Origin of the sequence: Nonomuraea monospora (genome assembly GCF_039531895.1) — a bacterium.
Classification (GTDB): Bacteria; Actinomycetota; Actinomycetes; order Streptosporangiales; family Streptosporangiaceae; genus Nonomuraea; species Nonomuraea monospora.
The window spans coordinates 159170-178039 of sequence record NZ_BAAAQX010000019.1 but is presented as its reverse complement, the minus strand read 5'-3'; the positions used below and the strand labels follow the sequence as shown (position 1 = coordinate 178039).

Annotated in this window: 21 protein-coding genes; 9 read left to right on the top strand and 12 right to left on the bottom strand. The window is 71.7% G+C overall.

What is annotated here, in order from left to right; genetic code table 11:
• Positions 1-123 precede the first annotated feature (123 nt).
• The 3 genes from ABD331_RS32805 (at position 124) to ABD331_RS32795 (ending at position 2029) form a co-directional block, all read left to right on the top strand.
• Positions 124-1266, top strand: coding sequence for a cysteine desulfurase family protein (locus tag ABD331_RS32805; RefSeq protein WP_344483262.1), 1143 nt, complete (start codon positions 124-126; stop codon positions 1264-1266).
• On the top strand, positions 1263-1508 hold the full coding sequence (locus ABD331_RS32800) for a sulfurtransferase TusA family protein (protein WP_344483260.1): 246 nt from the start codon (positions 1263-1265) through the stop codon (positions 1506-1508). The genes ABD331_RS32805 and ABD331_RS32800 overlap by 4 nt, the downstream gene beginning before the upstream one ends.
• Before the next feature lie 86 nt (positions 1509-1594).
• Entirely contained in the window at positions 1595-2029 is a 435-nt protein-coding gene (locus tag ABD331_RS32795) for a CBS domain-containing protein (protein ID WP_344483258.1), read from the top strand.
• Between the two features lie 131 nt (positions 2030-2160).
• Here the strand turns inward: ABD331_RS32795 and ABD331_RS32790 are convergent, their stop codons facing one another.
• On the bottom strand, positions 2161-3147 hold the full coding sequence (locus ABD331_RS32790; RefSeq protein ID WP_344483255.1) for a carbohydrate kinase family protein: 987 nt from the start codon (positions 3145-3147) through the stop codon (positions 2161-2163).
• A gap of 106 nt (positions 3148-3253) precedes the next feature.
• The gene (erpA, locus tag ABD331_RS32785; RefSeq protein WP_043638338.1) at positions 3254-3607 is read right to left on the bottom strand and encodes an iron-sulfur cluster insertion protein ErpA; all 354 of its coding nucleotides are present in this window, start codon (positions 3605-3607) and stop codon (positions 3254-3256) included.
• 163 nt (positions 3608-3770) lie between these two features.
• Between erpA and nadA the strand changes: the two genes are divergently transcribed.
• Entirely contained in the window at positions 3771-4922 is a 1152-nt protein-coding gene (gene nadA / locus ABD331_RS32780; RefSeq protein WP_344483237.1) for a quinolinate synthase NadA, read from the top strand.
• Between the two features lie 9 nt (positions 4923-4931).
• On the opposite strand, the gene ABD331_RS32775 is transcribed toward nadA, so the two are convergent.
• The 7 genes from ABD331_RS32775 to ABD331_RS32745 form a co-directional block, all read right to left on the bottom strand.
• Complete coding sequence (locus ABD331_RS32775; RefSeq protein WP_344483234.1) at positions 4932-5543, bottom strand: SIMPL domain-containing protein; 612 nt, start codon at positions 5541-5543, stop codon at positions 4932-4934.
• Positions 5544-5598: 55 nt separating this feature from the next.
• Positions 5599-7704, bottom strand: a complete 2106-nt coding sequence (locus ABD331_RS32770; RefSeq protein ID WP_344483232.1) for a protein kinase domain-containing protein — start codon at positions 7702-7704, stop codon at positions 5599-5601.
• Positions 7705-8115: 411 nt separating this feature from the next.
• Positions 8116-9669, bottom strand: a complete 1554-nt coding sequence (locus tag ABD331_RS32765) for an alpha/beta fold hydrolase (protein ID WP_344483229.1) — start codon at positions 9667-9669, stop codon at positions 8116-8118.
• Between the two features lie 47 nt (positions 9670-9716).
• Entirely contained in the window at positions 9717-10274 is a 558-nt protein-coding gene (gene pspAB, locus ABD331_RS32760; protein WP_344483226.1) for a PspA-associated protein PspAB, read from the bottom strand.
• 8 nt (positions 10275-10282) lie between these two features.
• Positions 10283-11182: a zinc metalloprotease HtpX gene (htpX, locus tag ABD331_RS32755; protein WP_344483223.1), complete on the bottom strand. Its 900-nt coding sequence runs from the start codon at positions 11180-11182 to the stop codon at positions 10283-10285.
• Between the two features lie 4 nt (positions 11183-11186).
• A complete protein-coding gene (gene pspAA, locus ABD331_RS32750; protein ID WP_148438034.1) occupies positions 11187-11465 on the bottom strand; it encodes a PspA-associated protein PspAA in 279 nt (92 codons plus the stop codon).
• Positions 11462-12286 (bottom strand): PspA/IM30 family protein, encoded by an 825-nt coding sequence (locus ABD331_RS32745; protein ID WP_344483218.1) that lies wholly within the window; start codon positions 12284-12286, stop codon positions 11462-11464. The genes pspAA and ABD331_RS32745 overlap by 4 nt, the downstream gene beginning before the upstream one ends.
• A gap of 153 nt (positions 12287-12439) precedes the next feature.
• Between ABD331_RS32745 and ABD331_RS32740 the strand changes: the two genes are divergently transcribed.
• Positions 12440-13024 (top strand): DUF3043 domain-containing protein, encoded by a 585-nt coding sequence (locus ABD331_RS32740; protein ID WP_262379922.1) that lies wholly within the window; start codon positions 12440-12442, stop codon positions 13022-13024.
• A gap of 10 nt (positions 13025-13034) precedes the next feature.
• Here the strand turns inward: ABD331_RS32740 and ABD331_RS32735 are convergent, their stop codons facing one another.
• On the bottom strand, positions 13035-14006 hold the full coding sequence (locus ABD331_RS32735; RefSeq protein WP_344483213.1) for an SMI1/KNR4 family protein: 972 nt from the start codon (positions 14004-14006) through the stop codon (positions 13035-13037).
• Positions 14007-14063: 57 nt separating this feature from the next.
• On the opposite strand from ABD331_RS32735, the gene ABD331_RS32730 reads away from it, so the two are divergent.
• Positions 14064-15062: an aldo/keto reductase family protein gene (locus ABD331_RS32730; RefSeq protein WP_344483211.1), complete on the top strand. Its 999-nt coding sequence runs from the start codon at positions 14064-14066 to the stop codon at positions 15060-15062.
• A 66-nt stretch (positions 15063-15128) separates the two neighbouring features.
• Here the strand turns inward: ABD331_RS32730 and ABD331_RS32725 are convergent, their stop codons facing one another.
• Complete coding sequence (locus tag ABD331_RS32725) at positions 15129-15335, bottom strand: hypothetical protein (RefSeq protein WP_344483208.1); 207 nt, start codon at positions 15333-15335, stop codon at positions 15129-15131.
• A gap of 82 nt (positions 15336-15417) precedes the next feature.
• On the opposite strand from ABD331_RS32725, the gene ABD331_RS32720 reads away from it, so the two are divergent.
• Both ABD331_RS32720 and ABD331_RS32715 read left to right on the top strand, forming a co-directional pair.
• Positions 15418-16047, top strand: coding sequence for an SCO2322 family protein (locus ABD331_RS32720; protein WP_344483206.1), 630 nt, complete (start codon positions 15418-15420; stop codon positions 16045-16047).
• A 33-nt stretch (positions 16048-16080) separates the two neighbouring features.
• The gene (locus ABD331_RS32715; RefSeq protein WP_344483204.1) at positions 16081-17058 is read left to right on the top strand and encodes a bifunctional adenosylcobinamide kinase/adenosylcobinamide-phosphate guanylyltransferase; all 978 of its coding nucleotides are present in this window, start codon (positions 16081-16083) and stop codon (positions 17056-17058) included.
• Between the two features lie 10 nt (positions 17059-17068).
• Here the strand turns inward: ABD331_RS32715 and ABD331_RS32710 are convergent, their stop codons facing one another.
• Positions 17069-17869: an ABC transporter ATP-binding protein gene (locus ABD331_RS32710; RefSeq protein ID WP_344483201.1), complete on the bottom strand. Its 801-nt coding sequence runs from the start codon at positions 17867-17869 to the stop codon at positions 17069-17071.
• Between the two features lie 34 nt (positions 17870-17903).
• Here ABD331_RS32710 and ABD331_RS32705 point away from each other — a divergent pair, with 34 nt between their 5' ends.
• Positions 17904-18866: an adenosylcobinamide-GDP ribazoletransferase gene (locus ABD331_RS32705; protein ID WP_344483198.1), complete on the top strand. Its 963-nt coding sequence runs from the start codon at positions 17904-17906 to the stop codon at positions 18864-18866.
• Positions 18867-18870: the final 4 nt, after the last annotated feature.

The window sequence follows — 18870 nt, the reverse complement described above, 5'->3', positions numbered from 1 at the left end:
AGTCTTTCCCTTGGGCGCTCGTATTGCTCTTTCTGCATCAAGCACAGACTGACAAGCAGACACATTAGCGTGCAGGGGCCTCGCCCCACCGCGCGACCCCTCGGTGGCGCCGCAAGTGGGACGATGAGTCTCGTGGCTTACTTCGACGCGGCTTCGAGCGAACCGCTTCACCCCGAGGCGCGCGAGGCGCTGGTGGCGGCGATCGACACCGGCTGGGCCGACCCCGCGAGACTCTATGGCCAGGCCCGCCGCGCGCACCTGCTGCTTGAGCAGGCTCGCACGGAGGTGGCCGAGGTGCTCGGCGCGCGCCCCGACGAGGTGGTGTTCACCTCGTCCGGCACGCAGGCCGTGCATCTCGGCGTCCTCGGCACCCTACACGGAAGGCGCAGGGCCGGACGCCATCTCGTGACGAGCGCGGTCGAGCATTCAAGCGTGCTGCACGCGGGCGAGGTGCACGAGCGTGACGGCGGCACGGTGGAGACGGTCGGCGTGGCGCTGAGCGGGCGGGTGGATCTCGACGCGTTCGCCGAGGCGGTGGCGCGGCCCGGCACCGCTCTGGCCTGCCTCCAGGCGGCCAACCACGAGGTGGGCACGTTGCAGCCGGTGGAACTGGCCGCCGAGGCGTGCCGCGAGCACGGTGTGCCGCTGCTGGTGGACGCGGCGCAGACGGCCGGCCGGATGCCGCCGCCGCAGGGCTGGTCGGCGCTGACGGCCAGCGCGCACAAGTGGGGCGGCCCCGCCGGGGTGGGCGTGCTGGTGGTGCGCAAGGGCACGCGGTTCCGCTCGTACCTGCCGGAGGACGAGCGGGAGCGGCGGCGGGTGCCCGGCTTCGAGAACGTGCCCGCCATCGTCGCCGCGGCGGCGGCGCTGCGCGCGACGGCGGCCGAGGCCGAGCAGGAGCAGGCCAGGCTTTCCCGGCTCGTCGACAGGATCAGGCGGACCGTCCCGGAGATCGTGCCGGACGTGGAGGTCATCGGCGACCCCGTTGACCGGGCGCCGCACATCGTGACCTTTTCGTGCCTGTACGTTGACGGGGAGGCGCTGCTCACGGAGCTGGACAAGGCCGGATTCGCCGTATCGTCCGGAAGTTCGTGCACCGCTAGTACGCTTCGTCCATCGCACGTCCTTGAGGCGATGGGCGTGCTGACGCATGGGAATGTCCGGGTGTCGCTACCCAGGGGGACTTCCGCGGCCGAGGTCGACTCCTTCCTCGCCGTGCTGCCCGATCTGGTGCGCCGCATCCGCCAGGACGCGGGAGTCGCATGACAGAGGTGACGCAGCCGGCTTTGACGATCGACGCGCTCGGGAAGAAGTGCCCGATCCCGATCATCATGCTCGCCGAGCAGATCAACTACGTCCCGCTGAACGCCGTGGTGGCCGTGCTGGCCGACGATCCCGCGGCGTACACGGACGTGCCGGCGTGGTGCAGGCTGAAGTCGCACCGGCACGTCGGGTCGTACGAGCTGCCCGGCGGTGGCTGGGCGATCCACGTCATGCGGAACTACTGATTTCCGGTCGTCCGCAAATCCCCGATTCAGCTCCGCACGGTGGGTAGGGGTTCCCGTACGAGTCCATCGACATGCAGGGGAAAGCCATGATCAGCGGACAACCCAACGAGACCGCCCGCGACGTCATGAGCACGGGAGCGGAGTGCATCGACGCGCACGAGACCCTCGACCGGGCGGCGCAGATGATGCGCAACAGCGACGTGGGCGCCCTGCCCGTGTGCGGTCCCGACGACCGCGTGACGGGCATCATCACCGACCGCGACATCGTCGTGAAGTGTGTCGCGGCCGGTCACGACCCCGCCCAGGTGACGGCCGGTGAGCTGGCCACCGGGCTGGTGTGGGTCCCGTCGGACGCCACCGTGGAGGAGGCGCTGGCGCGCATGGAGGAGCACCAGATCAAGCGGCTGCCGGTCATGGACGACGGTCACATCGTCGGCATGATCAGCGAGGCCGACCTGGCCAGGCACCTGCCCGACGACCAGCTCGCCGAGTTCGTGCACCGGGTCTACGCCTTCCACTGACCGCCGCACGCCCGAAGGCCGTCCCCCGTACTCCTGGGGGACGGCCTTCGGACGTGTTCAGGCGTGCTCAGACGCGGTCGCACCGCACGTGGCCGCCCGTCCCGGCATGCTCGCGGCGTGCTCAGGCCTGCTCAGGCGTGGTAGCAGCGGACGTGCTCGCCGATCTCGGCGGCGGCGTCGGCCCCGTAGGCGGCGCCGAAACGCTCCAGGAAGGACGCCTGCCCCAGCTCGTACTCCTGCCCACCAACCCGCTCCAGCACGTGCGTGGCGGTGAGGTTGCCGATCTGCCCGCACCGCTCCAGCGACAGGCCCCAGGCCAGGCCGGACATGAAGCCGGCGCGGAAGGCGTCGCCGACGCCGGTGGGGTCGGCCTTGCCGCGCTCGGGGGCGGGGGCGACCTGGATGGACGGCTCGCCCTGACGGTCGATGACGGCGCCCTTGGGGCCGAGCGTGGTGATCCGGACGCCGACCCGGCCGAGGATCTCCTCGTCGGACCAGCCGGTCTTCTGCTCGATGAGCCCCTTCTCGTAGTCGTTGGAGAACAGGTAGGCGGCTCCGTCGACGAGCTGGCGGATCTGCTCGTCCGCCATGCGCGCGAGCTGCTGGGAGATGTCGGCGGCGAAGGGGATGCCGCGCTGGCGGCACTCCTCGGTGTGGCGCAGCATCGCGTCGGGGTCGTTGGGGCTGATCAGCACCAGGTCGAGCCCGCCCACGCGGGCGGCGACGGGCTGCAGCTCGATGAGCCGCGCCTCGGCCATGGCGCCGGTGTAGAAGGAGGCGATCTGGTTGTGGTTCTCGTCGGTGGTGCACAGGAACCGGGCGGTGTGCTGCGTCTCGGAGATGTGCACGGAGTCGCAGTCCACGCCGTGACGCTCCAGCCAGGAGCGGTAGTCCGCGAAGTCGTTGCCGACGGCGCCCACGAGGATCGGGTTGAGACCGAGGCAGGCCATTCCGAAGGCGATGTTCGCGGCGCAGCCGCCGCGACGGATCTGGAGATCATCGACCAGGAACGAGAGTGACACCCTGTCGAGCTGCTCGGCGATGAGCTGATCGCCGAAGCTCCCTGGGAAGGTCATCAGATGGTCTGTCGCGATTGAGCCGGTCACGGCAATGCGCACGGGATTCTTCTTCCTCGTTGTCAGCAGGCCAAAGGGCCCCACGAGAATACGCGAAGGCCCCGCTCGCACAAAGCGAACGGGACCTGCCTCGAGCGCCGGTCGAGCCCTAGTTGAAGGAGTCTCCACAAGCACACGAGCCGGTCGCGTTGGGGTTGTCGATCGTGAAGCCCTGCTTCTCGATCGTGTCGACGAAGTCGATGGAGGCGCCCATGAGGTAGGGGGCGCTCATCCGGTCGGTGACCACGCTGACACCGCCGAAGTCCGACACGACGTCGCCGTCCATCGAACGGTCGTCGAAGAAGAGCTGGTAGCGCAGGCCGGAGCAACCTCCCGGCTGCACGGCGACCCGCAGCTGCAGACCTTCCTCGCCCTGCTGCTCGAGCAGGCTCTTGACCTTGGCGGCGGCCGCGTCAGTCAGGATCAGGCCCTGTGCCGTGGTCTCGCTGCTCTCAACCGTCATCTGCTGACTCCCTAACCCGGCTGTCTGTTTCCGACGTCCTACTAATGACGCTACCAACACCTGGGCGATGCCACACATTCCCGGGGCGCACTCCCCCGGAATAACCACGGGAGGCCATGTGTCATGATGAGTATCGTCAAAGCGACGATAAGGGGGTTTGGCCATGGCTACCCAGACTGGACTGCCGCTCTACGTCCTCGGTCAGGGCGCCGATCCGCACAGCGAGAAGGGGGTCGACTGTCCCGGCGAGCTGCCGCCCGCCTCTGACCCCGAGCTGGTGGACCGCGCGCGCAGGGCGAAGCAGGCGCTCGGCGACCGCCTGTTCGTGCTCGGGCACCACTACCAGCGTGACGAGGTCATCCAGTTCGCCGACGTGACGGGTGACTCCTTCAAGCTCGCGCAGCAGGCCGCCGCGCGGCCGGAGGCGGAGTTCATCGTCTTCTGCGGCGTGCACTTCATGGCCGAGTCGGCCGACATCCTGACGACCGACGCCCAGAAGGTGATCCTGCCCGACCTGGCGGCCGGTTGCTCGATGGCCGACATGGCCACGTTCGACCAGGTCGAAGAATGCTGGGAAGCCCTGGAGGACGCCGGGCTGGCCGACCAGGTCGTGCCGGTCACGTACATGAACTCCAGCGCCGACATCAAGGCCTTCTGCGGCAGGAACGGCGGCGCGGTCTGCACCTCCTCCAACGCCCGCCGCGCCCTCGACTGGGCGTTCGAGCAGGGGCAGAAGGTGCTGTTCCTGCCCGACCAGCACCTGGGCCGCAACACGGCGGTGCTGGAGATGGGCATGTCGCTGGACGACTGCGTGGTGTGGAACCCGCACCGCCCCAACGGCGGCCTGACCCAGGAGCAGCTCCAGCGTGCCAGGATGATCCTGTGGCGCGGCCACTGCTCGGTGCACGGCCGCTTCACGGCCGAGTCCGTGGACGACGTACGCGCGCGCATCCCCGGCGTGAACGTGCTCGTGCACCCCGAGTGCCGGCACGAGGTCGTGCTCAAGGCCGACCACGTGGGCTCCACCGAGCACATCATCAAGACGCTGGAGGCCGCCCCCGCCGGGTCGAGCTGGGCCATCGGCACCGAGCTGAACCTGGTCAAGCGGCTGGCCCAGACCTTCCCCGACAAGAACATCTCGTTCCTGGACCGGACGGTCTGCTACTGCTCCACCATGAACAGGATCGACCTGCCGCACCTGGTGTGGGCGCTGGAGTCGCTGGTGCTGGGCGACGTCGTCAACCAGATCACCGTCGACTCCGACACCACCCACTGGGCCAAGGTCGCCCTCGACCGCATGCTGGCCCTGCCGTAGCCGCCTGAGTCAGGCGAATTCGTAGCCGAGCCGCACGTGCACGGTTAGGCTCTGGCGGCCGGGGCTGATCGAGGCGTCGCCCCCGGCCGCCATGGTCTCGGCGGCCATCATCTGCCGCATCGGCACCGGCGGCGCACCCGTCACCTCCTGCACCTCCACCACGCGGCCCAGCGGCCGGCCGGCCAGCTCGGCGTACTGGGCCGCCTTGGCCGCGGCCTGCCTGAACGCCTTCACCCTGGCCTCCGCCAGCGCCTCACCCGGCTCGGCCACCTCGAACGCCACGCCGTGCAGCCTGGCCTCCTCGCCCACCCCCACCACGGTGTCGATGACCTGGTCGCCCTGGCCGAGGTCGCGGACGACGACCTGGAGCCCCTGCGCCGCCCGGTACGCCGACACCTTCGGGTAGGACTCGTACTCGGGGCCGAGGAACAGCTCCGCCGTGGACATGTCGTCCGGCGCGATGCCCACCTGCCTCAGCGCCTCCGCCAGCCGGGCCGCGGCGGCCCGCACGGCGGCGAACGCCTCCCCCGCCGAGGCCCTGCGGACCTCGACCCCCGCGTGCAGCCGCAGCATGTCGGGCGCGACCAGGACGGAGCCCTCGCCGCTCACGGTGATGTCCACGGGCCCAGCTCCCTCCGGGATGCCTCAGGCCTTGATCCTAGAACGGCGCGCGAAGTCACGGGGAGACCCGGCTGAACCGGAAGCCCATCTTGTCGAACTCGGCCTTCTCCGGCGCCGTCGCCAGCACCCTGCCGACCTGCCCCGACAGGTCCACCACGACCGCCTCGTACCCGGCGCCCCTGCTGCGCCAGACCGCCAGGTGGTCGTCGTCCCACCAGCCGATCAGCCGGTTGCTGGTGACCGGGATCCTGATCGGCTGCGCGTCGCCGCCCGAGGTGGTCCTCGCGCACAGCGCGGTGCCCGCCGGCGTGCAGTGCGCCAGGAAGCGGGTGCCGGACGGCGAGACGTCGTCGCCCTCCACCCACACGGGCGTGCCCACGCCGGACAGGGTGCGCACCGCCTTGCCGTTCAGGTCGTAGAAGCGCATCCGGCCGCCCGTCCAGGTGCCCACGGATCGGCCGCCGGCGTCCCAGAAGAAGCGCCACTCCCCCGCGCCCGCGTCGCCGATCTCGAATGCCCGGCCCGTCCCCGCGGCCACGTCGATGATGCCGAACCCGTACTCGGCCGAGTCTCCGTCGCTGCCCTTGTAGAGGGTGACCAGGCCGTACTTGCCGTCCGGCGACCAGCGGGGGGTGGTGGGGAAGATCGGCTTGGGGCTGAGCGGGACGACGCGGCTCCTGTCGCTGACGTGGTCGACGATGGACACGGTGGAGTACAGGTCGGCGCTGTAGTCCACGTCGGTGCCCAGGGCCATGTTGGTCGCGGGGTCGAGTGCGTACTCGAAGTAGCGCAGGTCGGGGGCGAACTGTCCGGTGGCGAACTTCCTGACGTAGAGGCGCTTGCCGCTGTCCACGGTGTAGGAGGCGAGCCTGATCGGGTCGCCGTCGCGCTCCTCCAGCTTCACGGACGTGCCGGGCAGGGTGAGCGGGCGGCCGGCGGGCGGGGCCGGGGCGGTGGTGATCGCCGCGTTGCTCGGGGTGGGGGACGTGGTGCGCTCGGGGATCCCCGACAGGCGTACGGCGGCGAACGTGGCCGCCGCGGCGAGCACGAGCACCCCCACGACACCACCGGCGACCACCCACCCGGTACGCCCGCGCCCCGCCCGCCGCGTGACCTGGCCCTGAGGGTGGGGCGCCAGCCCGTACGCACCCGCCGCGCCTCCATATGTGCCGGCTCCGCTTTCGTACGAGCCTGCGTCCCCTTCGTACGAACCTGCGGCGGCCCCGTGCGTGCCTGCGGCGGGCCCGTACGTGCCTTGGGCGGCTGCGGCCGTGCCTTCTCTGAGCAGGCCCGAGGCGGCGGCGGGCGGCGGCGTGCCCAGACCGGGAGGCTCCACGGGCGCGGCGGCCGGGACGTGGCCGAGCAGGCGCATGAGCGCCTCGCTCGACGTCGGCCGCCGGGCGGGATCCTTGGCCAGGCAGTCCGTGACCAGCGCGCGCAGGGCGGGATCGGTCAAACAGGAGGTGTCGGGCTCGGCGTGCAGGATCCGGTTGACCACCGCCGGCACGCTGTCCTGCCCGAACGGCGCCTGCCCCGACGCCGCGAACAGCAGCGTGCACGCCCACGCGAACAGATCCGACTTCGGGCCGGGCCCCGACTCCGTGAGCTGCTCCGGCGCCATGTACGAGGGCGTGCCGATCACCGCGCCGGTGAGCGTGGAGCTCAGGTCGAGCGCCTTGGCGATGCCGAAGTCGATCACGCGCGGGCCGTCGGGCGCGAGCAGCACGTTCGACGGCTTGAAGTCGCGGTGCACGATCCCGGCCTGATGGATGGCCACCAGCGCGGTGACCGTGCCGATGGCCAGCCGGTGCAGCGGGGTGCCGGAACGCGGGCCCTGCTCGCGTACGACGTCGGTCAGGGTGGGGCCGTCGATGTACTCACTCACGATGTACGGCCGGCCGCCGAACAGGCCCGTCTCCACAACCTGGGCGGTGCAGAACGGCGCCACCCGCCTGGCCATCGCCACCTCACGGACGAAACGCTCCGACGCCTCGGCGTCGCCCGCCAGGTCGGCGCGCAACAGCTTGAGCGCCGCCTTCGTGCCGCCGGGGCCCGTGGCCAGGTAGACAATGCCCTGGCCGCCCTCGCCCAGCCGCCCGGCCAGGCTGTACTCACCCACCGTCGCGGGGTCCCCTGGCCTCAGGGCCGCGAGGTCCGGCATTTGGCGACTCCCCTATATGGCGTCTTTCCCGCCATTGTGGTGGCTGGTCCGGGGATCCGTCATGTGTTCACGCAAGGCACCCCACCGGGCACGCGGCGGCGGGCTCAGGTAACGGCGTCGACGCACGCGACCCCGGCAGCGCACGTAAGGCGCACGCGACCCAGGCGGCGCACGTGACCCAGCGGCGCACGTGACCCCAGCGGCGCCACCTTCCCCGGACGCCGGCGTGCCACGGGCGGCACACCGGACGCGCAGGGCGCATGATCCGACGGCGCACCCGAACCGAGCACCGTACGACCCGGGCAGCGCAGCCCACCCAGAGGCACGCGATCCGGCGGGCGGCGCGCGATCCGAGCGGCGGACGCGACCTGGGCGGGCGCAGGCGTGGACGGCCGGTCTGCGGAGTGCGGCTCAGGCTGGTGCGACGGCGTCGGCGACGGCCTGCGGGGCGCGGAGCTGGAGCCGGGGGCCGGTCTGCGGCAGGTGGACGTGTTCGGCGCCCAGCTCGCCCGCCAGCCGCTCCACGCACCCGTCGGGATCGCCGGAGCTGAGCACGGTGACCGGCACGTCAGGGAACGGCTTCTCGGCCCGCAATGTACGCAGGTCGAGCGCCATGCGACGCCGGGCCAGCCACTCCCCCGCCACCGCCGCCAGCACCCGGCCCGTGCCGTAGACCCCAGACGGGTCGGGCACCCCGGCGAGCAGACGGTGGGCGGGCGGGCCCGTCAGGCGGGCCAGGGCGGCGGCGCCCCAGGTGCGGCCGAGCGCGGGCAGCCACCTCCCGGCGGTCCCGGCGAACGGCAGGGGCCGGCGCTCGCCTGCGCAGGCCGGCTCCACCAGCACGAGTCTGGCCAGGCAGAGGGGGTGCAGCCTGGCGAACGCCTCCGCGTGCCAGCACGCCACCCCGTGCGCGACGAGTGTGACCTGCTGGGGGTGTGCGGGCGACAGCGCGGCCAGGCGGGCGGCCTCGCCGTACAGGGTGGGCGGGACGGGCGCGCACGGGCTGAGCCCGAGCCCTGGCCGGTCGAACCGGATGACGCGATGGCCTGCGGCGAGCCGCGCCGCCACCGCGTCCCAGTGGAACCAGGCGCCCGCGAGCCCGGCCGTGATCAGGACCGCGGGCCCCTCACCCTGCACCACGACGTGCGGCTCCCCACCTCCGCCGCCTGTCTCTACGTGGCCCGCACAGGCAGCCGACGCGTGCTCAGCCCCGCCGTCACCGTCACCGCTCCAGGCGGGTGCGTCATCGGCGCGGACGCGTGCGCCGCCCACCCCGCCCAGCCGCCCGGGCGCGATCCGGGGCCCGGTCTCGTCGGGTTCGTCGGCGACGAGCAGCCGCAGCGCGACGTACACCAGCCAGACGGCGACCATCGTGAGCTGAGCCCGGTGCGCGAGCCCGACCCCGCGCCCGACGACCAGCGTGACGACGGTGAGCAGGGTGGCGGCCAGGGTCAGCCAGGTGAACAGCCACGACGCCCGCGCCCCCCACCGCGCGCTGAGCAGCACCATGGCGCACAGCACGGCCCCCGTGCCCAGCACCCGCGTCAGAGCGTGCGCGACGTGCGCGGGGGACGTCCCCCGCTGCCCGCACAGGGGGTCGCTGAGCGCGGCGCAGTCCAGCGGGAACAGCCCGCCCGCGGCGGTGAGCAGCCCGAACGCGGCCAGCGCCAGCCAGCCCGCCCACTCCCAGGAACACTCCCGGGAACGCTCCGGGAAAGGCTCCTGGGAACGCTCGCGGGAAGTTCTGGGCACCAGGGCCACCCCGGCCAGGCAGGCCACCCCGGACAGCACGTCGCTGATCCGGAACAGCCGCGTCCACGGCTGGTCGACGGCGGCGAGCTCGCTGACGTACCCCTCGGTCCTGTCGACGGTGGGCGTGGTGAACTGGCCGGTCACCCAGGCGCTGCCGAGCACCGCCGCCACGATGAACGCGCCGGCGGCGAGCACGAACAACCTTCGCTCCACGTGACAATTAGATCACCATGGGTCACTGGAGCCGATGAGTGCCCCGGTCAGAGACCTGGAGCGCCCCAGACGGGGAACCAGCGGCTGAGGTCCTTCTCCAACGGCAGCTCGCCCTCCAGAGCGCCCCTGGCCTGGAGTTCGAGCGGGTTGTCGCGCTTCTGCCCCGGCAGCGGGGCGAACGGGTAGAAGGTGCCGCGTTTGTACAGGTACACGACGGCCAGCCGCTTGCCGTCCGGGTCGGCGAACGACACCAGCGAGCACAGCAGCGACGGCCCGAACCCGGCCCCTTCCAGCGTGGAGTTGACCGCGTGCAGCTCGGTGACCAGGTCGCCGAGCGACTCCGGCGTGCGGCGCACCAGCAGCCAGGTGTAGCCGTATCCGTCGTCGGACTCCTCGACGCGCTCGCCCAGCAGCGCCTTGGCGTCGCTCTCCGCCGTGGCGAAGGCGCCGCCCTCCGCGGCCCTGAACGCCACGGAGCCGAGACCGGTGGGCGCCAGCCCGGTCGCCGCCTGCAGCGTCACGGCCGCCGACGGCAGCGCGAACAGCGCGTCGAGGTTGGGTTTGACCGGCTTCGACCGGCCCAGCAGCGCGTCGAGCCAGCCCATGTGCGTGCTCAGCCCCTTCCGAGTTGGCGTGAGATGTCGGAGAGCTGTTCGAGCCGGCGCTCCAGCGACGGGTGCGTGGAGAACAGGTTCGCCACGCTCTGCCTGTTGGCCAGCGCCGGGGCGAAGTAGAAGGCGTTGAACGGCTCCGCCTCGCGCAGGTCGCGGGTCGGGATCCTGGCCATCTCGCCGCTCACCTTGGTCAGCGCGCTGGCCAGGGCGGAGGGCCGCTGCGTGAGCAGGGCGCCCGCCCGATCGGCCGCCAGCTCGCGGTAGCGCGACAGGGCGCGGGTGAGCAGGAAGCTGACGGCGTACACGATGACGGAGACGAGCAGGACGATCGCGCCGACGGGCAGCCCTCCCTGGCCGCCGTTGCGGCGGCCACCGAGCCCGGAGTAGAGCGCGAACCTGGTCATCAGCCCCGCCACGATCCCGAGGAACGAGGCGATCGTCATGACGGCCACGTCGCGGTGGGCGACGTGGGACAGCTCGTGAGCGATCACGCCTTCGAGCTCCTGTGGCTCCAGGCGGCGCAGGATGCCGGTCGTCACACAGACGACCGCCTTCTTCTGGTTGCGGCCGGTGGCGAACGCGTTGGGGACGTCTGAATCCGCGATCGCCACCCGCGGCTTGGGCATATCGGCCAGCGCGCACAGCCGGTCGATCAGGCCGTGCAGCTCCGGGGCCTCCTGCGGGGAGACCTCCCGCCCATGCATCGCGAACAGGGCGATGCGGTCGGACAGGAAGTACTGCACCAGCAGCAGGCCGCCCGCCAGCAGCAGGACGGTCAGCGCCCGCACGCCCAGGGCGATCAGGACGCCGACGAACACCACGTAGAGCAGCCCGAGCAGGAACATCGTCACGACCATGCGGCTGGTCAGGCCACGGTCGGACGCGAACCGCGTACGCACGCGATCAGCCCGGGATGAGGCCTTGGTCGCCCAGCATCTCCCGGACCTCCTCGATCGAGGCGTCCGCGGGGGGAAGGATCAGCTCTGACGGCTCAAGGCTGTCGTCGGGGAGCGCCTTGCCCACGTGGCGCACCTTGTCGAGCAACGCGTGCAGCTTGACCCTGAAGGCCTTCTCGTCGGCGGCCTCGATGGCCGCCTCGAGCTCGCTGTCCAGCTCGTTGAGGACCGAGATGTCGTCGGCGGAGATCTCCACCTGACCCTCGCCCATGATCCTGACGATCATGCGCCCTCCCCAGGCTGGCGGTACTGCTGGGTGCCGCCCTGCTGCTGGGGCTGCGCCTGCGGCTGCGGCTGGGCCTGCTGCTGCGGCTGGCCCTGCTCGATCGCCGACTTCGGCGCCGGGCCCTGGCCCAGCTCGGCCTTCATCCTGGCCAGCTCCAGCTCGACGTCCATGCCGCCGCCCATGCGGTCGAGCTCGGCCTGGATGTCGTCGCCGCGGGTGCCGCTGAAGTCGTCGAGCGCGCCGCTGGCCAGCAGCTCGTCGATGGCGCCCGCACGGGCCTGCATCTGCGCCGTCTTGTCCTCGGCGCGCTGGATCGCCAGGCCGACGTCGCCCATCTCCTCGGAGATGCCGGAGAACGCCTCGTTGATGCGCGTCTGCGCCTCTGCGGCGGTGTACGTGGCCTTGATGGTCTCCTTCTTCGTGCGGAAGGAGTCGACCTTGGCCTGCAGCCGCTGGGAAGCCGTCGTCAGCTTCTCCTCCTCGGCCTGCAGGTTGTCGTGCTGCACCTTCAGGTCGGCCATCTGCGTCTGCAGACTGGACCGGCGCTGCAGCGCCTCACGGGCGAGATCCTCGCGCCCCACGGACAGCGCCTTGCGGCCCTGCTCCTCCAGACGCCTGGCCTGGTTCTCAAGACCGTTGATCTGCAGCTCCACCCTCTTGCGCGAGGTGGCGACGTCGGCCACCCCACGACGCACCTTCTGCAGCAGCTCGAGCTGCCGCTGATAGGAGTAGTCAAGGGTCTCGCGCGGATCCTCCATCTTGTCCAGGGCCTTGTTGGCCTTGGACTTGAAGATCATCGAAAGTCTCTTCATCACGCTCATGCGCGTCGGCCGTCCCCTTCTAGGTCGTGCTGGTGTCAATCCCAAATGCAGCGCAGCCGCCTTGGGATTACCCTACGCATAACGCACGGGGGCGTCACTAAGTTGCACTCCAGGTAGGGTTGACGCGTGTTGCGACGCCGTTCCCAGACCTCCGTGGACGACACCCCCGTCCCCGTTGACGATCCTAAGCCCCAGGGTAAAGGTCGTCCCACACCCAAGCGCCGTGAAGCCGAGGGCAAGCGGCGCCAGTACGTCTCCGCGCCGAAAGACCGCAAAGAGGCGTACAGGCAGATGCGGGCCAAGCAGGCCGCCGAGCGCGATCGGGCCCGTCAGGGCATGCTCGCAGGTGACGAGCGGTATCTTCCCGTTCGAGACAAGGGCCCGGCGCGCAAGTTCGCGCGCGACTGGGTCGACTCGCGGCGGCTGCCGAGCCAGTATTTCCTGCCGTTCTCGCTAGTCATCCTGCTGGCCACATGGGTTCCCTGGCCGATGGCGATCCGGGCTCAGGTGCTCGGCTACGTCGTCACGATCGGCTGGCCGATCATGATGATCGGCGTGCTCTTCACCTCGGTCTACGTGTCGTGGAAGGTGAAGAAGCTGGTGGCGGAGAAGCTGCCCGACGAGAGCGTCAAGGGTGTGGGCTTCTACGCGGCCATGCGGGCGCTGCAGATCCGCAAGCTGCGCTTCCCGCCGCCGCAGGTGCTGCCCGGAGGCAAGCCGGTGCCGCCCAAGCGGTAGCCGCGGGCTGCTACGGGTTGCCGTACTCCACGTTCTCCCAGCGCAGCACGCCTCGCTCGACCGCGGGCCGCCAGCCTTCGACCGGAGTTCCTTGCTCCAGGGCGTCGGCGACGGCCCGCATGAGCGCGTAGAAGGACGGCATCGCCGGCCCCGAGCCGGCGATCGGGTCGTCCCAGCCGGTCTCCCCGGTCGTGGAGTCGACCAGCGCGTACGGCGCGGATTCGTCCTCCCCGTCGGAGAAGAGCAGGAACGGGATCATCCGGCCGCTCCAGAACTCCGCCCAGGGGTCGTCGCCGCGGTCGGTGCGGTCCAGGCCGCACATGTGGCGCCAGGCGTCCCTGATCTCGCGGACGCTGAGGTTCGGCGCAGCGGCGGAGGGCCAAGGAACCCATCCGAAACCCCGCGCCCCCTTCGAGCCGTTGTGGCGCAGCAGGGAGGCGCGCAGGTCGTCGGGAAAGTCCAGGCCCATCTGCGCCTCGGCGATCGCGATCGTGCGCGCCTTGCCGGGCGCTCCCAGCGTCCGGTACGTACGCGGCGCGTTCGCCTTCAGCCACCGCTCGATCCGCACCCACTGCCGGTTCACGGCCCGCCTGACCTTCGGATCGACGGGCCGGACGGTCACGGGGCGGGGCGCGGGCGTGCAGGAGGGGTCGGGGATCTCGGCAGGCGTGGGGAGCGGTTGCTGGACGGCGGTCTGCGCCCGCAGGGACACCTGCCTCTCCTCGTCCTGAGTCATCGGCGGCGGGCCGGTGGGCTCCGGCGTGGCCCTCCCTGTGCTGCCCGGCACCAGCGCGGCCGTCAGGGTGACCACCACGATCGCCGCGATGGCGACCCACACGAGCCCCATCCCCGTACGGCGGACGGCGGGAGCCGGGCTCTGCGGGACGGGCCGCTTGTCGGGCATGCGGGCGCGACGGCGCAGCCGGACCGCGATCGCGGTCAGGATGGCCGCCGTGAGCGCGAACCGTACGAGCTTCAGCACGTCGCGCACCCTATCCCGAATCGGATCATCCCATGTGCCGGGATTAAGGTCTGATGCATGGAATTCCGTCACCTCGGTCGCAGCGGTCTCATGGTCAGTGAGATCAGCTACGGCAACTGGCTCACCCACGGCTCCCAGGTCGAGGAGGACGCCGCCAAGCAGTGCGTGCAGGCGGCGCTCGACGAGGGCATCACCACGTTCGACACGGCCGACGTCTACGCGGGCACGAAGGCCGAGGAGGTGCTCGGCCGGGCGCTCAAGGGCGTACGCAGGGAGTCGCTGGAGATCTTCACCAAGGTCTACTGGCCGACCGGCCCCGGCAAGAACGACCGCGGGCTGTCCCGCAAGCACATCACCGAGTCGATCCACGGCTCGCTGCGCCGCCTGCAGACCGACTACGTCGACCTCTACCAGGCGCACCGGTTCGACGCCGAGACCCCGCTTGAGGAGACCCTCAAGACGTTCGACGACCTGGTGCGCCAGGGCAAGGTCCTCTACGTCGGCGTGAGCGAGTGGACCGCCGACCAGATCGCCCGGGCCCTGAAGATCGCCGACGAGATGGGCTTCGACCGGATCGTGTCGAACCAGCCCCAGTACTCCGCGCTGTGGCGGGTCATCGAGTCCGAGATCGTGCCGCTGTGCGAGCAGGAGGGCGTCGGCCAGATCGTCTGGTCGCCGATCGGCCAGGGCGTGCTGACCGGCAAGTACCTGCCCGGCCAGCAGCCGCCGGAGGGCTCGCGGGCGACCGACAAGAGCGGCAGCGCCATGATCGCGCGGTTCATGAACGACGACGTGCTCACCCGCGTCCAGGAGCTCAAGCCGATCGCCGCCGACCTGGGGCTCAGCATGGCCCAGCTGGCCATCGCGTGGGTCCTGCAGAACCCGAACGTCTCCAGCGCCATCGTCGGCGCCAGCCGGCCCGAGCAGGTGCGTGACAACGTCAAGGCCGCCGGCGTCAAGCTGGAGGCCGACGTGCTCAAGCGCATCGACGACGTGCTCGGCTCGGCCGTCGAGCGCGACCCGGCCAAGACGCAGAGCCCGCCTTCGCGTCCGTGACGCGCCGGAAGTAACGAAAACCCCTTGAGCCACAGAATGCTCAAGGGGTTTTCCGTTATCCGGGAATCACTCCTGACGCAATGCCAAACCCGTGTACTCGACGCGGTCCTCATCGAGCAAAGCGACCTGCTCAACTCCCGATTCCAGCAGGTCACGCCAGTTCTCCCCCAGCCAGGACTCCGCGTCCGCCTGGCTCGGAAAAACCTCACGCGGCAAAGGGCGATCGGTTACCTCACCACCATTTGCATTTTCATAACGCCATCGCCATGTCATGCCATACGCTCCTTTTCCGCGGGTTCGCCGGCGCACCCTCCGCAGGCACTGGAACCCTACTCCCGAGCTTGGAGGTCAATCGATGCTGCGCGCGTATCGTGTTGTGGCAGGGGTCGCCCTCGGAGTGGCCGCCTTCCTCTGTCTCCCCTCCCCGGCCCTGGCCTCACCCCCTCCGGCCCGACCTGAGCAGGGCGGGACGCGCGCGTGGAGCGTCTGGACGAGCGATGGGACCGCGTGGCTGGCGGCCACGGCCGGCGACTCCCCGCCGGACGGCTCGGTGATCGGCTGGCGCTTCTCGGCCTCCTGGGACCCTCCCGGCGGGGAGCTGCCCGCGTTCGAGACGGTGTGCGGCAGGGACACGGCCGGGTCGGGGCACAAACGGGTGGTGCTCGCGGTGGACTTCGGCGACTCCGAGGCCGACGCCCATCCCGGTGACCGGCCGCCCGCGCGGGTGCCGCCCGCGTGCGTGGCGGGTGCCGAGAACGCCACCACTGCTCAGCTTCTCGCGGCGTCCGCGCGGGTGCGGGTGGACGCGGCGGGCGGGGTGGTGTCCGTGGACGGCTACCCGAGCGTGGCTCAGGGCGCCGCCGCCGCGGCGGTCGCGACCGGCGGAGACGGGGTGCCGGTCGCGCTCATCGTGGGCGGCGCGTGCGCGCTGGCCCTGCTGGCCGCCGGGACGGCCGTCACCGCCCGCCGCCGCGCCGGCCGGTAAGCCGCCCGATCCCCTCGCAGTACGCTCGGCGCGGTGAAGGTCCTTCTCACCGGTACGGCGGGAGGCGCCGGCTGGCCGGAGCCCGGATGCCGCTGCGCCTCCTGCGCCGCCCTGCCGCCCGCCCATCGCCGCCCCTTCGGCCTCGTCGTGGACGGCGCCGCCCCGCCCCCCTGGACGTGCGGCCAGGAACTGACCGCCCCCGACGGCTCCCGGCTGCTGTACCTCCCCCAGGGACAGGCTGTCCCGTCCGGCGAGTCCACCAGGTACGACCTCGTGCTCATCGACCTCCTCGACCACCCGGAACGCCTCGGGGAGCTACGCCGGGCCGGGCTGGTGGACGCGGCCACCACGGTGGTGGCGGTCGGGCTCGATCACCGGGTCCGGTCGGAGGAGGAGCTGGCCAGGCGGCTGCGGCTGTGGGGCGCGATCGCCGTCCCCGACGGCACCGAGCTGGACGTCGTACCGGGACGGGCCGCGCAGGAGCCGTCCAGGACGGTCAGGCGCGCGCTGCTGCTGGGCGGGGCGAGGTCGGGCAAGTCGGCCGAGGCGGAGCTGCGGCTGGCGGCCGAGCCGCACGTGACGTACGTGGCCACCGGACCCGCCGCAGAAGCGGACGGCGAGTGGGCGGCGCGGGTGCGTACGCACCGGGAGCGGCGGCCGGCGCACTGGGGCACCGCCGAGACCACCGACCTGGTCGCCGCGATCCGCGCCGCGACCGGGCCGCTGCTGATCGACGGGCTGGGGACCTGGCTGGCGGCGGTGTTCGACGAGCACGGCGCCTGGGAAAGCGACCGCGCGCCGGTCGCCGGCCGCTGCGACGACCTGGTGGCGGCGTGGCGGCAGGCGCCGGAGCCGATCGTGGCCGTGTCGGACGAGGTGGGGATGGGCGTGGTGCCCATGACGGCGAGCGGGCGGGCGTTCAGGGACGCGCTGGGGCGGCTCAACGAACGCCTGGCCGCCGAGTCGGAGTACGTGGCGCTGGTGGTCGCGGGCCGCCTCGTCGAGCTCTGAACGACCGCCCTCAGGAACGGGCGGCCCTGGCGTACCAGCGCCCGTCCACCCGGTCCACCTGCAGGGGACGGCCGAAGCAGTCGCTGAGATGGGCCGGGGTGAGCACGTCGGCCACCGGCCCCGCGGCCAGCACGCGCGCGTCGCGCATGAGCATGGCGTGGGTGGTCGTCGCCGGCACCTCCTCCAGGTGGTGCGTCACCGTGACGGTGGTCAGCACGGGCCTGGTGGCGGCGAGGTCCTCGACGGCGGTGATGAGGTCCTCGCGGGCGGGCAGGTCGAGCCCCGCGAACGGCTCGTCGAGCAGCAGCACCGCGGGGTCGGCCATGAGCGCCCTGGCGACCCTGATCCTGGCCCGCTCCCCCTGCGAGCAGACCCGGAACTTGCGTTCGGCGAGGTCCTTGCAGCCGAGGTCGGCCAGCAGCCGGTGGGCGCGGTCGTGCTCGGCGTCGCCGTACTTGTCCCAGAGCGGGGCGCTGGTGCCGGTGTGCCCGGTGAGGACAACGGTGTGCGCGGTCGCGCCCTCCTCCTCCAGCAGCTCCTCGTCGATGAGCCGCTGGCTCTCGGCGACCAGGCCGAGGTGGCGGCGCAGCTCCCGCAGGTCGATCCGGCCGAGCCGGTGCCCCAGCACCTTGACGGTGCCCTCGGTGGGATGCCGTACGGCGGCGGCCAGCGACAGCAGCGTCGTCTTCCCCGCGCCGTTGGGGCCGAGGATCACCCAGTGATCGCCGTAGTCCACCTGCCAATCGACGCCGTCCAGTAGCGCTTTGCCGACGACCCGGACACCTACGCCTTCCAGTTCAACCACGTGCATCCCGCCACACTAGTGGGCCCTAGGATCCTGCGTTATGCGGCTGATGGACGGGCTGAGGTTCGCCCTGGGCACGTTGAGCGTGCTGCCCGTGCGGGTCGAGCGGGTGGACAGGCAGGTGGCGGGGCAGGCGATGGCGCTGGCTCCGGCGGTCGGGCTGCTGCTGGGGCTGCTCGCCGCGCTGGTGCTGCTGGTGCCCGCGCCGCCGTTGCTCGGCGCCGCGCTGGCGGTCGGGGCGCTGGCCCTGCTGACGCGGGGGCTGCATCTCGACGGGCTCGCCGATCTGGCGGACGGGCTGGGCAGCGGCAAGCCGTCCGACCAGGCGCTCGAAATCATGAAAAAGTCGGACATCGGGCCGTTCGGCGTGGTCACAGTGGTGCTGACGCTGCTCGTGCAGGTCGCGGCGCTCGCCGACGCCGGGCCGTGGGCGCTGGTGACGGCGTGCGTGGCCGGGCGGCTGGCGCTGACCTGGGCCTGCCGTTCCGGCGTGCCCGCCGCCCGGCCCGGCGGGCTGGGCGCGATGGTCGCGGGCACCGTGCGGCGACCGGTCGTGTGGCTCGCCACCGTCGGCGCGGTGCTGGCCGCCGCCGTGATCGGGCTGCTCACCGCGCCGGGCGCGGGCATCTGGGCGTGGGACGACCCGGGCAGCGGCGAGCTCATCGAGGGAGCGGCCATCGTCACGCAGGGCTGCCCGCTGGACGGCACCGGCATGTCCTCGTGCCCGGAGCCATCCGTCCCCGGCCTGCGCTACGGCCCGGATGCGACCTTCCTGCGGGACGCCTCCCCGCAGGACGCGGTGGCGACGGCGGTCGTCGGGAACCTCGGCGGTTTCTCCGGCGTCGTGGTCGCGCCCGCGGCGCTGCTCGCCGGTCTCGGCGTCGCCCTGCTGCTGCTCTCCCACGCCAAGCGCCGACTCGGGGGCATCACCGGGGACGTGCTCGGCGCCCTCGTGGAGACGGCCACGGCCACGACCCTGGTGGTGTACGCGATCCTCGGCTGAAAAC

Bases quoted from the DNA above. Each gene is read 5' to 3' on its own strand.
- ABD331_RS32705 (WP_344483198.1), top strand. From the start codon at position 17,904: ATGCGGCTGATGGACGGGCTGAGGTTCGCCCTGGGCACGTTGAGCGTG.
- ABD331_RS32745 (WP_344483218.1), bottom strand. From the start codon at position 12,286: ATGAGCGTGATGAAGAGACTTTCGATGATCTTCAAGTCCAAGGCCAAC.
- erpA (WP_043638338.1), bottom strand. From the start codon at position 3,607: ATGACGGTTGAGAGCAGCGAGACCACGGCACAGGGCCTGATCCTGACT.
- pspAA (WP_148438034.1), bottom strand. From the start codon at position 11,465: ATGATCGTCAGGATCATGGGCGAGGGTCAGGTGGAGATCTCCGCCGAC.
- ABD331_RS32720 (WP_344483206.1), top strand. From the start codon at position 15,418: ATGCTGCGCGCGTATCGTGTTGTGGCAGGGGTCGCCCTCGGAGTGGCC.
- ABD331_RS32805 (WP_344483262.1), top strand. From the start codon at position 124: ATGAGTCTCGTGGCTTACTTCGACGCGGCTTCGAGCGAACCGCTTCAC.
- ABD331_RS32795 (WP_344483258.1), top strand. From the start codon at position 1,595: ATGATCAGCGGACAACCCAACGAGACCGCCCGCGACGTCATGAGCACG.
- ABD331_RS32770 (WP_344483232.1), bottom strand. From the start codon at position 7,704: ATGCCGGACCTCGCGGCCCTGAGGCCAGGGGACCCCGCGACGGTGGGT.
- ABD331_RS32710 (WP_344483201.1), bottom strand. From the start codon at position 17,869: ATGCACGTGGTTGAACTGGAAGGCGTAGGTGTCCGGGTCGTCGGCAAA.
- ABD331_RS32725 (WP_344483208.1), bottom strand. From the start codon at position 15,335: ATGACATGGCGATGGCGTTATGAAAATGCAAATGGTGGTGAGGTAACC.
- nadA (WP_344483237.1), top strand. From the start codon at position 3,771: ATGGCTACCCAGACTGGACTGCCGCTCTACGTCCTCGGTCAGGGCGCC.
- ABD331_RS32800 (WP_344483260.1), top strand. From the start codon at position 1,263: ATGACAGAGGTGACGCAGCCGGCTTTGACGATCGACGCGCTCGGGAAG.
- pspAB (WP_344483226.1), bottom strand. From the start codon at position 10,274: ATGGGCTGGCTCGACGCGCTGCTGGGCCGGTCGAAGCCGGTCAAACCC.
- ABD331_RS32730 (WP_344483211.1), top strand. From the start codon at position 14,064: ATGGAATTCCGTCACCTCGGTCGCAGCGGTCTCATGGTCAGTGAGATC.